The organism is Marmoricola sp. OAE513, from assembly GCF_040546585.1.
In the GTDB taxonomy this organism is placed as follows: Bacteria; Actinomycetota; Actinomycetes; order Propionibacteriales; family Nocardioidaceae; genus Marmoricola.
Genome location: NZ_JBEPOC010000001.1, coordinates 2,039,186 through 2,051,922 on the forward strand (window position 1 = coordinate 2,039,186; position 12,737 = coordinate 2,051,922).

A 12,737-nucleotide genomic window follows, 5' to 3' on the forward strand; every position below is an offset into this window, starting at 1 on the left:
GACGGCGACCGCAGGGCATGATGAGCCGGTGACTTGGTTCGACTCCGCGGCGGATGCCGAGAAGCTGCTCGCTGCTGCGGGCTACCTGGCCGACCCGGCGACGGCGACGACGACCTACCTGGCGGGAGCGCTCGAGAAGCCGCTGCTGGTGGAGGGGCCGGCCGGGGTCGGCAAGACCGAGCTCGCGAAGGCGATCGCCAAGGCGACGGGCTCCGAGCTGATCCGGCTGCAGTGCTACGAGGGTCTCGACGAGGCCCGCGCGCTGTACGAGTGGAACTACAAGAAGCAGCTGCTGCGCATCCAGGCCGCCAACGGCGACCAGAGCTGGTCCGAGACGCACGACGACATCTTCGCCGAGGAGTTCCTGCTCTCTCGGCCGCTGCTGACCGCGATCCGCAAGGAGACCTCGACGGTCCTGCTCATCGACGAGGTCGACAAGACCGACGTCGAGGTCGAGGGACTGCTGCTCGAGGTGCTCAGCGACTTCCAGGTGACGATCCCCGAGCTCGGCACCATCTCGGCCGTTCGTCGTCCGATGGTGCTGCTCACCTCGAACGCGACCCGCGAGCTGTCCGAGGCGGTCCGTCGCCGCTGTCTCTACCTGCACATCGACTACCCGGACGCCGAGCGCGAGCACGCGATCCTCGTGGGCCAGGTCCCGGGCATCGAGGACAAGCTGGCTCGCCAGATCGTCGACACCGTCACCCGGCTGCGTGCGCTCGAGCTGCGCAAGGCGCCGTCGATCGCCGAGTCGGTCGACTGGGCGCGCACGCTCGTGGCCCTCGGCACCGGCACGCTCGACCCGGCCACCATCGACGCCACGCTCGGCGTGGTGCTCAAGCACACCAGCGACATCGACCGGGCAGTCCGCGAGCTCAAGCTCCGCCTGGCCTGAGCATGGCGCTGCTCGACCGGCACATCGCGTTCCTGGAGGCTCTGCGCACGGCAGGTCTCCCGGTCTCGCTGTCCGAAGGCCTCGACGCCGCGGACGCCGTGTTGACCCTCGGCCTCGACGACCGCGAGCTGGTCCGCGCCGCGTACGCCGCCACCCTGGTCAAGAAGCAGCCGCACCGAGCCGGCTTCGACCACGTCTTCGACCTCTACTTCCCGGCGCTGGTCGGTGACCCCACGCGGGTGACGGACGAGTCGGTCGTCGAGCTTGCCGAGACGCCGGAAGACATCTCGGCAAGCTCGATGACCGGAGCCGGCGACGGGCCCGCCGACCTCGCCGAGTTCCGCGACGCCCTGGTCAACGCCCTCGGCATGGGCGACCCGGACGCGCTGCAGATGCTGGCCCGCGACGCCGTCCAGCGGTTCGGCCTGATCCGCGGGCGCGGCCCGGGCGAGCAGCGCTGGTCGTCGTACAACGTGATGAACCGGGTGTCTCCGTACGAGCTCGTCGAGCGCGTCCTCCAGGGACTCATGGCCGACCTCGACACCGACCCGACGATGCGTACGCTGGTGCAGGCGCAGGTCGACGCCTTCGAGGCGATGGTCGACGCGGAGGTACGCCGCCGCGCGGCCGAGGTCCGCGGCCCCGAGCACGTCGCCAAGTACACCGTGCGCAAGAGCATCGACCAGATCGACTTCACCTCCGCCCGCAAGAGCGACCTCGAGGCGATGCGCCGCGAGATCGGCCCGCTCGCGCGCCGACTGGCCACCCGGATCAACAAGCACAAGGCGTCGCGGCAACGTGGTCAGCTCGACTTCCGGCGTACCGTCCGGGCGTCGATCTCCTCGGGGGGCGTGCCGCTGGAGACCCACCACAAGCCGCGCCGACCCAGCCGCACCGACCTGGTCGTGCTCTGCGACGTCAGCGGGTCGGTGGCGAACTTCGCCAACTTCACCCTGATGCTGGTCTTCGCGCTGCGCGAGCAGTTCAACCGGGTGCGCGCGTTCACGTTCGTCGACGAGATCCACGAGGTCAGCGACCGCTTCCACCCCGGCGCCGACCCGATCGAGACGATGGCGTCGCTGGCTGCGAGTGCGCAGTACGCCAGCCTGTGGGGCCGGACGAACTACGGCCGCGCGTTCACCCGCTTCCAGGAGCTGCACGGCGACGCGCTCGGTCCGAAGACGAACCTGCTCATCCTCGGCGACGCCCGCTCGAACTACTCCGACCTCGCGATGCCGGTGATCAAGGACATGGTCCACGAGGCCCGGAACACCTGGTGGCTCAACCCGGAGTCGCCCCGGCACTGGAACACCGGCGACTCCGCTGCGCAGGAGTACGCGAAGATCCTGAACATGGTCGAGTGCCGCAACCTCACGCAGCTGGGAGACTTCATCCACGACCTGGCCTGATGGCTGGATTGTGGGATCTCCCCCAAACGCGCAACAACTGCCCGGTAGAGTGATCGATCCCCGTTCCGCTCTGACAAGGACCGAAGTTGAACGAAGACGTCGCCGCTCGCGAGATCGCGCGCGAGCAGGAATTCGTCGACACGGTCTACCGCCAGCTGGCGGACTCGGCCCGGTCGGCCGAACAGCTCGCGGCGGAAGGTCGCGCCCGGGGTCAGCTCGGTCACGAGGGCGGCCTGGTCGAGCGTGACGCCATGCTCTTCCAGGCGGCGAAGAGGATCGCGACGTTGGACGCGGCCCACGAAGGCCTCGTCTTCGGGCGTCTCGACATGCGTGACGAGGTCGACCCGGAGCCGCGCTACGTCGGCCGGATCGGGTTGCGCGACAACAACCACGACATCCTGCTGATCGACTGGCGGGCCCCCGCGTCGGCTGTGTTCTACCAAGCAACCCCGGCCGAGCCGAAGGGCGTGATCCGCCGACGGATCCTGCGCAGCCTCGGTGAGACCGTCGTCGGCGTCGAGGACGACCTGCTCGATCCCGAGGCCGACGCGGAGTCGTCGAAGGACCTGCCGATCGTCGGCGAGGGCGCGCTGATGGCGCAGCTCTCCCGCGCGCGTGACCGGTCGATGCACTCGATCGTCGCCACCATCCAGGCCGAGCAGGACAAGGCGATCCGCGCTCCGGAGAAGGGCGTCGTGCTCATCACCGGCGGCCCGGGCACCGGCAAGACAGTCGTCGCGCTGCACCGCGCCGCGTTCCTCCTGTACGGCGATCGGCGACGCTACGAGACCGGCGGCGTCCTGGTGGTCGGTCCCTCCGGGGTCTTCATGCGCTACATCGAGCGCGTGCTCCCGTCCCTCGGCGAGACCGCGGTGGCGCTGCGCTCGCTCGGTGACGTCGTCGACGGTCTCAAGGCCACCCGGCGCGACGACCCCCGGGTCGCCGAGGTCAAGGGCGCCGTCGAGATGGCCGAGCTGCTGCGCCGTACCTCGCGCCAGTCCGTGCCCGGCGGGCCCCGTGAGTTCCGGGTGTTCTACCGCGACGACGTGCTCCACCTCGGGCCGCGCGAGCTCGGGCAGGTGCGACGTCAGCTGCTCTCGATGGGCCCGCGCAACCGGTCGACCACCAAGGTCGCCTCGACCCTGATCGACCACCTCTGGCGTCAGGTGAAGTCCGAGCGTGCGCGCGAGCGCACCAAGGAGGACTTCGCCGACGAGATGCGCACCAGCGACGCGTTCCTCGACTTCGCCGCATCCTGGTGGCCGGTGCTCGACGCCGCCACCGTGCTCGGCTGGCTGGGTGACCACGACGTGCTGACCCGCGTCGCCGAGGGCGTGCTGGACGACGAGGCCGTGCGCCTGCTCGCGAAGTCCTGGGGCGAGGACCTCTCGGTCGACGACATCCCGCTGGTCGACGAGCTGCGCTACCTGCTCGGCGATCCGCCGCTGGTCAACGACGCCGAGGAGGACCCGCTGGAGCTGGCCGACTCGTCGCTCTCCGAGCTGACCCTGGCGACCGAGAAGGAGTGGGGCGGCCAGCGCACCTGGAGCCCGCCGACGAACCGGGTCGAGGACGACGGCTACGCCCACGTGCTCATCGACGAGGCCCAGGACCTGACGCCGATGCAGTGGCGCATGGTCGGGCGCCGCGGACGCACCGCCACCTGGACGATCGTCGGCGACCCTGCGCAGTCCTCGTGGCCGGTGCCCGCCGAGGCCACCAAGGCCCGCGCCGAAGCGCTCGGGACGAAGGCGCAGCACGAGTTCCACCTCTCCACGAACTACCGCAACTCCTCGGAGATCTACGCCTTCGCCGCTCGGTACGCCGAGCGCGTCGGCCTGGACGCCGACCTGCCGAACGCGGTCCGCTCGACCGGCGTCGAGCCGAGCGAGGTCGTCGACGCCGACCTCGAGGGCGCGACCCGGCGTGCGCTCGCCGATCTGGTCGGCGCGGTCAACGGCACGGTGGGCATCGTCGTCCCGGTGGCGCGCCGGGCCGAGGTCAGCAGGTGGGTCGCCGGATGGTCCGAGGTCGACGGCATGACCGAGGGCGAGGACGCTCGCGTCGTCGTGCTCACCGGCCTCGACACCAAGGGCCTGGAGTTCGACGGCATCGTCGTGGTCGAGCCCGCCGAGATCGAGTCGGAGTCGCCCACCGGTACGGCGACCCTGTACGTCGTCTACACCCGCGCCACCCAGCAGATGGTCACCGTCTCCTCCTCCTGACCCGGCACCAATGTGCAGGTCTCTCCCGCCGACCCGGCACCAATGTGCAGGTCTCTCCCGCCGACCCGGCATGGATGTGCGGGTGCACCTGCACATCCATGCCGGCTCGCCACCCAGCACCTGCACATCCCTGCCGGGTCGGCGCCCAACAGGTGCACATCCTTGCCGGGTCGGCGTTAACGGGGTGGCAACAACGTCGGAGTAGCCTCGAGACATGGACCACCCGCACGTCATCGTCCTGTTCGGGGCCACCGGGGACCTCGCTCGACGCAAGCTCCTGCCCGGCCTGCTCCGGTTGTTCGAGGCCGGTCTTCTGCGGGACGCGCGCATCATCGGGACCTCGCTGGAGGAGCTCGACACCGAGCGGTTCGTGAAGTTCGCGCGTGACGCCTGCGAGGAGTTCGGCAAGGGCGACCTGACCGACGCCCGGTGGGACCGGTTCGCCCCGATGCTCACCTACGTCCCGCAGTCCTCGGGGCCCGAGACCCTCGCCGAGACGGTGTCGTGGGCCGAGGCGCAGCTGGCCACGGCGGTCGGCATCATCGCCACCGACATCCGTCGGCTGCACTACCTGAGCGTGCCGCCGAAGGCCGCGCTCGACGTGATCCGCCAGCTCGACGAGGCCGGCCTGGTCGAGCGCTCGCGGATCATCATGGAGAAGCCGTTCGGTACCGACCTGGTCTCCGCGAAGCTGCTCAACGACCGGGTGCACCAGGTCTTCGACGAGAGCCAGGTCTTCCGGATCGACCACTTCCTCGGCAAGGAGGCCGCGCAGAACATCCTGGCGTTCCGGTTCGCCAACGGTCTGTTCGAACCGATCTGGAACCGCAACTTTATCGACCACGTGCAGATCGACGTCCCCGAGATGCTCGGGCTAGAGGGGCGGACCGCGTTCTACGAGTCGACCGGTGCGTACCGCGACATGGTCGTCACCCACCTGATGCAGGTGCTGGCGTTCATGGCGATGGAGCCGCCGACCTCGCTCGCGCCCGGGCCGATCAGCGACGAGAAGAACAAGGTGTTCCGCTCGATGCGCCCGCTGGAGCCGAGCAACGTCGTCCGGGGCCAGTACGCCGGCTACCGCGGCAAGGAGGCCGTCGCCGACGACTCCGACACCGAGACGTTCATCGCGCTCAAGGTCGAGATCGACAACTGGCGCTGGGCGGGCGTGCCGTTCTTCCTGCGCACCGGCAAGAAGATGGCCGAGGGTGCCCGGATCATCTCGATCGCGTTCAAGGAGCCGCCGCTGACGATGTTCCCCGCGGGCTCGAACGCCGGCACCCACGGTCCCGACCACCTGACCTTCGACCTCGCCGACCAGTCGAAGATGTCGCTCTCCTTCTACGGCAAGCGCCCGGGGCCGGGTATGAAGCTCGAGAAGCTCTCGATGCAGTTCGCCACGAACGAGACCGACAGCAGCTCCTCGGTCCTCGAGGCCTACGAACGGCTGATCTACGACGCGATGCGGGGCGACCACACGCTGTTCACCACGGCGGACGGCGTCGAGACGCTCTGGGAGAAGTCCCAGCCGCTGCTCGACGACCCGCCGCCGGTGCGCACGTACTCGGCCGGTTCCTGGGGGCCGAACGCGATCCACCAGCTGATCGCCCCGCACGCGTGGCGGTTGCCGTTCGAGCGCAGCTGGCGGGAGAAGCCGCGTTAGGACGTTCTTAACCCCCTGCGAGCACGGTCTTTACCGGGCGTGGGGCAGGCTCGAAGAATGGAGCTGAAGGACTGGTCGGTCAGGATCGCGGGCGTGGTGGTGCTCGCGATCCTCACCGTCGGCTGCAGCATCGACGTACGGACGTCGACGTCGACGGAGTCCCGGCCGCTGCCACCCCAGATCAAGTCCTGGTTGGAGAAGGACGGCCGCATCGCCCATCGCGGTGGCTCGGCAGACTTTCCCGAGATGAGCCGCTACGCCTACGACCGAGCGCTCGAGGCCGGCTACCAGGCGCTCGAGATCACGTTGGCGCGCAGCGCGGACGGCACCTGGTTCGGCCTGCACGACAGCGACCTCGACCGCACCTCCGGGGTCGGCGACGTCGCTGTCGAGGACAGCACGTGGGCGGAGATCGACGAGCACCGTATCCTCGCGGCCGCATCCGACGCCGGGACGCCGGGGCACCAGCGGTACCTGACGCTCGGGGAGTTCCTGGACGCCTACTACGGCAAGGCGATCCTCTTCCTCGACCCGAAACGCGCCGGCGACCACGTCGACGAGCTGCTCGACATCCTCGACGCGCTGCCCGGTGATGCCACCCGGACGGTCGTGGCGAAGCAGGCCTGGCGGGCAGGTGCCTCGCCGTGGTTGCCCAAGGCGCGCGAGCGCGGCTACACCACCTGGCGTGCGTTCGGCCAGGACGACGACTTCCTGCACCACCACGAGGACGCTGATCTGCTCGGGATGTCCTACCGGGCGAGCCCGCAGGTGTGGAAGAAGATCCGGTCCCTCGGCAAGCCGGTGATCGCGCACGTGGTCCCCGACGCGCGGGCGGCGAACGTCGCCCTCGGCAAGGGCGCCGACGGCCTGATGGTCTCCGGGGTGACCGAGGTGCGGCGAGCGGTCACCGCTCAGGCAGCGCGGTGAAGCGCTCTCACGGCGTCCACCCCGCCAGGTAGTCCGGGACCGCGATGTCCTGGCGGAGGTCGTCGGCCGGGACGGGGTCGCCGTACGTCGTGAGGATCGGGAGCGTGCCCGCCCAGACCGGGTGGTCGAGGTCCTCGGGCAGGTCCTCGACGTCCTTATCGCTGATCTTCACCGACCACTCGGTCAGCGGCAGCGCGAGCACCATCGTGCCGGCGAGCTCCTTGGTGGTCGGCTGTCGCAGGCCGGGCCAGCGCCCCGGCATCCACGCCTCCGACATCGCTTCGAGCGCCGCGGTCTTGTCCTCGGCAGCCACGGTCTCCGGCTTCCCGAAGACCATCGCCGAGCGGTAGTGCATCGAGGACTCCAGCGCCGACCGCGCGAGCACCATGCCGTCGAGGATGGTCACCGTCGCGCACACCTCGATCCCGGCGGCCAGCGTCCGGAACAGGCGACTGCCGGTGGAGCCGTGCAGCAGCAGCCGGTCCCCGTCGCGCGCGTACGCCGTCGGGATGTTCAGTGGTCGGCCGTCGGCGACGAAGGCGACGTGCGCGACCCGGGCTGAGTCGAGCACGGCCCACAGGTCCTCGAGCTCGGTGGCCGCCTTCTCGGGGAGCCGGCGGATCCGGGTGCGGTCGGTCATGGGTTGATTCTGCCCAGGCCCGACCGCCCCCGCGACGGAAATTCAGACCAGCTGGTCGAGCGCCAGCGTCAGTGCGGTCGCCGCCAGTCCGGTCGGCGCTGCGGACCGCTCGTGGCACTTCTCCAGCGCGACGCGGATCGTGCGCGAGACGTCGCCGAGGATGACCTCGTCGCTCACCTCGCCGATGCCGCCCATGAGCAGCGTGAACGCCCGGGCCATGCCGCAGTTCGCGATGAAGTCCGGGATCACCGCAACGTTCTGGTCGGCGTACTCGTAGGTCGGACCGTAGAAGATCTCGGGATCGGCGAACGGCACGTTGGCGCCGGCCGAGATCAGCTCCAGGCCACCGGCGACGAGCCGCTCTACCTGCTGGTGGCTGACCAGCCGCGAGGCCGCGCACGGCAGGAAGATCTCCGCGCCCAGGTCCCAGACCTGCTCCTCGACGACGTCGAACGGCAGCAGGTCGGGGGAGACCAAGGTGTTGCCGACCTTGCCGAGGAACAACCCGTGCACCTCCTCGGGCGTGAGGCCCTGGGGCGCGAGCAGGCCACCGTCGCGATCGATGATCCCGACGACGACGGCCCCGGCCTGGGCCAGGTAGTACGCCGCCGCGGATCCGACGTTGCCCCAGCCCTGGACGACCACGCGCTTGCCCCGCACGCTCCCCGTCGGCTGGTAGATGCCGTAGTGGTGCACGACCGACTCCGCGACGCCCCACCCGGTGACCAGGTCGGCGATCGTGTACTTCGCCTCCCGGTCCGGGGTGTAGCGCGGGTCCTCGACCACCTTGGAGACGCCGAGGCGCAGCATCCCGACCCGCTGCACCAGCTCCCGCTCGTCGGCGGCGAAGTGCCCGTTGACGATGCCCTGCTGCGGGTGCCAGAGGCCGTAGCGCTCGGTCAGCGGGATGACGTCGTGCAGCTCGTCGACGTTGAGGTCGCCGCCGGTGCCGTAGTACGCCTTGAGCAGCGGGGTGACCGCCTTGAACCACCGCTCCAGCACGCCGGCGCGACGCGGGTCGGCGGGGTCGAAGTCGATGCCGGACTTGGCGCCGCCGATCGCCGGCCCGGAGACGGTGAACTTCACCTCCATGGTCTTGGCCAGCGCCTCGACCTCGCTGCGGTCCAGGCCGCGCCGCATCCGCGTGCCACCTCCTGCGGCGCCGCCGCGCAGCGAGTTGATGACCACCCAGCCCCGTGCCTCGGTCTCCGCGTCGTTCCACTCGAAGACGATCTCGGGTGCCTTACTCTCGTAGCGGACCAGCAGGTCCTTCATCGAGGTGCGTTCGATCGTGGTGGTCATGCGTGTGCCTTTCGAATACGCCCGGCAGCCTCGCCGAGCCCGATCCGGGTGCCGTTCGCTCCGGGTGCGGTGGCGCGCAGGACGACCTCGTCGCCGTCCTCGAGGAAGCCCTTGCCGCGCTCGATCAGCGAGCCGACCTCGTCGAGCTCGGGGCCGGACACGGTGCCGGAGGCGAACAGGTCACCCGTTCGGGTCGGCGCCCCGTTCGCGGTCAGGTGGGCGAGCATCTGCGCGGGCGACCAGTACGTCGTCGCATACGGCGGCGAGCTGATCAGCTCGCCGTTGAGCCAGACCTCCAGGCCGATGTCCAGGCCCCACGGCGGGTCCATCGCCAGGTACCCCTGCGGCGCCGGGACCTGGCCCGGTACGTCGATCCGCGCAGCGTCGAGCGCAGCCAGCGGGGTGATCCACGCGCCCAGCGTCGAGGCGAACGACTTGCCGAGGTGCGGGCCGAGCGGCACGTACTCCCAGGCCTGGATGTCGCGGGCCGACCAGTCGTTGAAGAGCGCGACGCCGAACAGGTGGTCCTCGACGTCGTCGGTGGTGATCGTCGACCCCATCGCGTTGCCGGTGCCGACGACGAAGCCGAGCTCTGCCTCGATGTCGAGGCGGGCCGACGGTCCGAAGGTGGGCGCGCTCTCACCAGCCGGCAGGCGCTGTCCGCACGGGCGCACCACGTCGGTGCCGGAGACGACGACCGATCCCGAGCGGCCGGTGTAGCTCACCGGCAGGTGCCGCCAGTTCGGCATCAGCGGGTCCGGGCTGTCGGGTCGGAACAGTCGGCCGAGGTTCGAGGCGTGGTGCTCGGAGGCGTAGAAGTCGACGTAGTCGGCGACCTCGAACGGCAGGTGCATCGTGACGTCCGCGATCGGGTGGACGCCGTCGGCGGGCAGGCCGTCGGCCAGCGCGGACCGGATCGCCGTACGGACCTCGTCCCAGCGGCGGCGCCCCTGTGCCATGAACGCGTTCAGGCTGGGGCGGGCGAACACGTCGTCGTCGAGCAGCAGCGCGAGGTCCACGACGTCGTCGCCGAGCCGGGTCGCCACCCGCGGCGCGGTCCCGGGCAGCGAGTACACGCCGTACGGGAGGTTGGTCAGGCCGAAGAGTGCTGCGTCGTTCACTGGTTCCCCCTCGTCCAGGACGTCAGGTAGACGCCGTCGTCGACGGCGCGGCCCGCCTCGCCGATCTCCAGCGGCCGGAAGGTGTCGACCATGACGGCGAGCTCGTCGAAGGACTCGACGCCGATCGACTTCTCGTACGCGCCTGGCTGCGGCCCGTGGCTGTGGCCACCGGGGTGCAGGCTGATCGAGCCCTTGCCGATGCCCGATCCCTTGCGGGCCTCGTAGTCGCCGTCGACGTAGAACATGACCTCGTCGGAGTCGACGTTGGAGTGGTAGTACGGCACCGGGATCGACAGCGGGTGGTAGTCGACCTTGCGCGGGACGAAGTTGCAGATCACGAAGTTGTGCCCCTCGAAGACCTGGTGCACCGGCGGCGGCTGGTGCACGCGGCCGGTGATCGGCTCGAAGTCGGCGACGTTGAACGCGTACGGGTAGAGGCAGCCGTCCCACCCGACGACGTCGAAGGGGTGCTGCGGGACGACGTGGACCGTGCCCGCCAGTCCGCCGGGACCGTTGCCGCGGTGCTTGATGTAGACCTCGGTCTCCCCGTCGGTCGGCGTCTCGGCAGGCTCGAGGACCGGGGAGGTCGGCACCCGCAGGTCCCGCTCGCAGTACGGCGCGTGCTCGAGCAGCTGTCCGTACCTCGACAGGTACCGCTTCGGCGGCGCGATGTGGCTGTTGCCCTCGATCGCGTAGAGCCGCAGTGCGACATCCCCGGTCGGCACCCACCGGTGCGTCGTCGCCCGCGGCAGGATCACGTAGTCACCGCTGCCGACCTCGAGCGAGCCGAAGACCGTCTCGACCACGGCGGTGCCGGACTCGACGAACACGCACTCGTCACCGATGCCGTTGCGGTAGTACGGCGAGGTGGCCCCGACCACGGCGTAGCTGATCCGGACGTCGCCGTTGCCGAGCACGAGACGCCGACCGGTGACCGCGTCGTTGTCGCGCCAGTCGTCGTCGTTCCAGAGGTCGTGCAGCTTCAGGTGCAGCGGGACCAGCGGGTGGTTCGGGACGGTGGCCTGGTCGGGCAGTTCCCAGACGCGCGCCTCGACGATCGCCGAGGGGACGTGGCGGTGGTACAGCAGCGAGGAGTCCGAGGAGAAGCCCTCCTCGCCCATCAGCTCCTCGTAGTAGAGGTCGCCGCCGGCCCCGTTCTCGAGCGCGGCGCGGTGCTGGGTGTGGCGCTTCGGCGGGACGTTCCCGACGCGCTGGTAGTGCGCCATCAGCTGCGCCCATTCTCGACTACGTCAAGGTTCCCGCGCGCTTCCTGCTCGCGCTCGATCGCTTCGAAGAGCGCCTTGAAGTTGCCCTTCCCGAAGCCGAGCGAGCCGTGCCGCTCGATGAGCTCGAAGAACACCGTCGGACGGTCGCCGAGCGGCTTGGTGAAGATCTGCAGCAGGTAGCCGTCCTCGTCGCGGTCGACGAGGATGCCGCGCTTCTGCAGCTCGGAGACGGGCACCCGGACCTCGCCGATGCGCGCGCGCAGCTCAGGGTCCTCGTAGTACGAGTCCGGGGTGCTGAGGAACTCGATGCCCTCCGCCCGCAGGGCGTCGACGGTGGCGAGGATGTCGCTGGTGGCGAGTGCCAGGTGCTGCGCGCCGGGGCCGTCGTAGAACTCGAGGTACTCGTCGATCTGCGACTTCTTCTTCGCGATGGCCGGCTCGTTGAGCGGGAACTTCACCCGGTGGTTGCCGTTCGCGACGACCTTCGACATCAGCGCCGAGTAGTCCGTGGCGATGTCGTCGCCGACGAACTCGGCCATGTTCGTGAAGCCCATGACCTTGTTGTAGAACTCGACCCAGTCGTCCATCTTGCCGAGCTCGACGTTGCCGACGACGTGGTCGAGCGCCTGGAACAGTCGCTTGGGCGCGCCGTCGCGCTTCTCGAACGTCGAGGTGCGAGCCACGTACCCGGGCAGGTACGGACCGTCGTACCGGCTGCGGTCGACCAGGGTGTGCCGGGTGTCGCCGTACGTCGCGAGGGCGCCGATGCGCACGGTGCCGTGCTCGTCGGTGACGTCGTGCGGTTCCTCCAGCACCGTCGCCCCGACGGACCGGGCGTGTGCGATGCAGCGGTCGACGTCGGGGACCTCGAGCGCGATGTCGACGACGCCGTCGCCGTGCTTGCGGTGGTGGTCGAGCAGGGTGCTGCGCGGGTCCACCCCGCCCTTGATGACGAAGCGCACCGCCCCGCTGGTGAGCACGTACGCGACGTGGTCGCGGTTACCGGTCTCCGGGCCTGAGTAGGCGACGAGGTTCATGCCGAAGGCGGAGACGAAGAAGTGCGCCGTCTGCGTCGCGTTGCCGACGACCCACACCACCGCGTCCCAGCCGGTGACGGGGAACGGGTCCTGCGCGTCGTCGTACTCGACAAGTCCGACGAGCTGCTGGAGGGTGGCCAGGTCCAGCTCTGCGAGCCGTTCCTCGTTGGTCAGGGTGTCTGCGAGTGCCATGGCTGCAGCACAGCACCGCGGTTGTAACGGCGGCAACATGTGCATCTGATGGTGGTCAAGGTGTGCAGATCTCGCGCTGATGCTGCGTGAGAACTGCACA

At 69.7% G+C, this 12,737-nt stretch carries 10 protein-coding genes; 5 read left to right on the top strand and 5 right to left on the bottom strand.

The window, feature by feature from the left end; genetic code table 11:
- Positions 1-28 precede the first annotated feature (28 nt).
- The 5 genes from ABIE44_RS10315 to ABIE44_RS10335 all read left to right on the top strand — a co-directional run bounded on the left by ABIE44_RS10315 (position 29) and on the right by ABIE44_RS10335 (position 7,119).
- Entirely contained in the window at positions 29-895 is an 867-nt protein-coding gene (locus ABIE44_RS10315) for an AAA family ATPase (protein ID WP_209718542.1), read from the top strand.
- 2 nt (positions 896-897) lie between these two features.
- Positions 898-2,304 (top strand): VWA domain-containing protein, encoded by a 1,407-nt coding sequence (locus ABIE44_RS10320; RefSeq protein WP_209718540.1) that lies wholly within the window; start codon positions 898-900, stop codon positions 2,302-2,304.
- Between the two features lie 86 nt (positions 2,305-2,390).
- Positions 2,391-4,529: a HelD family protein gene (locus ABIE44_RS10325; RefSeq protein WP_209718537.1), complete on the top strand. Its 2,139-nt coding sequence runs from the start codon at positions 2,391-2,393 to the stop codon at positions 4,527-4,529.
- Between the two features lie 214 nt (positions 4,530-4,743).
- The gene (gene zwf, locus ABIE44_RS10330) at positions 4,744-6,192 is read left to right on the top strand and encodes a glucose-6-phosphate dehydrogenase (protein ID WP_209718534.1); all 1,449 of its coding nucleotides are present in this window, start codon (positions 4,744-4,746) and stop codon (positions 6,190-6,192) included.
- Between the two features lie 57 nt (positions 6,193-6,249).
- Complete coding sequence (locus tag ABIE44_RS10335; RefSeq protein WP_209718531.1) at positions 6,250-7,119, top strand: glycerophosphodiester phosphodiesterase; 870 nt, start codon at positions 6,250-6,252, stop codon at positions 7,117-7,119.
- Between the two features lie 7 nt (positions 7,120-7,126).
- On the opposite strand, the gene ABIE44_RS10340 is transcribed toward ABIE44_RS10335, so the two are convergent.
- The 5 genes from ABIE44_RS10340 to hppD are packed head-to-tail and all read right to left on the bottom strand — an operon-like array spanning position 7,127 to position 12,637.
- Positions 7,127-7,759, bottom strand: coding sequence for a pyridoxamine 5'-phosphate oxidase family protein (locus ABIE44_RS10340; RefSeq protein WP_209718528.1), 633 nt, complete (start codon positions 7,757-7,759; stop codon positions 7,127-7,129).
- Positions 7,760-7,801: 42 nt separating this feature from the next.
- Positions 7,802-9,061: a Glu/Leu/Phe/Val dehydrogenase dimerization domain-containing protein gene (locus tag ABIE44_RS10345; protein WP_209718525.1), complete on the bottom strand. Its 1,260-nt coding sequence runs from the start codon at positions 9,059-9,061 to the stop codon at positions 7,802-7,804.
- Complete coding sequence (locus tag ABIE44_RS10350) at positions 9,058-10,182, bottom strand: fumarylacetoacetate hydrolase family protein (RefSeq protein ID WP_209718522.1); 1,125 nt, start codon at positions 10,180-10,182, stop codon at positions 9,058-9,060. The genes ABIE44_RS10345 and ABIE44_RS10350 overlap by 4 nt, the downstream gene beginning before the upstream one ends.
- Positions 10,179-11,408 (bottom strand): homogentisate 1,2-dioxygenase, encoded by a 1,230-nt coding sequence (locus ABIE44_RS10355; protein WP_209718507.1) that lies wholly within the window; start codon positions 11,406-11,408, stop codon positions 10,179-10,181. The genes ABIE44_RS10350 and ABIE44_RS10355 overlap by 4 nt, the downstream gene beginning before the upstream one ends.
- Complete coding sequence (gene hppD / locus ABIE44_RS10360) at positions 11,408-12,637, bottom strand: 4-hydroxyphenylpyruvate dioxygenase (RefSeq protein WP_209718505.1); 1,230 nt, start codon at positions 12,635-12,637, stop codon at positions 11,408-11,410. Before hppD ends, ABIE44_RS10355 begins: the two co-directional genes overlap by 1 nt.
- Between the last annotated feature and the right edge of the window lie 100 nt (positions 12,638-12,737).

Excerpts from the sequence above, each read along its gene's own strand:
- ABIE44_RS10320 (WP_209718540.1), top strand. The coding sequence starts at position 898 with ATGGCGCTGCTCGACCGGCACATCGCGTTCCTGGAGGCTCTGCGCACG.
- zwf (WP_209718534.1), top strand. The coding sequence starts at position 4,744 with ATGGACCACCCGCACGTCATCGTCCTGTTCGGGGCCACCGGGGACCTC.
- ABIE44_RS10335 (WP_209718531.1), top strand. The coding sequence starts at position 6,250 with ATGGAGCTGAAGGACTGGTCGGTCAGGATCGCGGGCGTGGTGGTGCTC.
- ABIE44_RS10340 (WP_209718528.1), bottom strand. The coding sequence starts at position 7,759 with ATGACCGACCGCACCCGGATCCGCCGGCTCCCCGAGAAGGCGGCCACC.
- ABIE44_RS10345 (WP_209718525.1), bottom strand. The coding sequence starts at position 9,061 with ATGACCACCACGATCGAACGCACCTCGATGAAGGACCTGCTGGTCCGC.
- ABIE44_RS10355 (WP_209718507.1), bottom strand. The coding sequence starts at position 11,408 with ATGGCGCACTACCAGCGCGTCGGGAACGTCCCGCCGAAGCGCCACACC.
- hppD (WP_209718505.1), bottom strand. The coding sequence starts at position 12,637 with ATGGCACTCGCAGACACCCTGACCAACGAGGAACGGCTCGCAGAGCTG.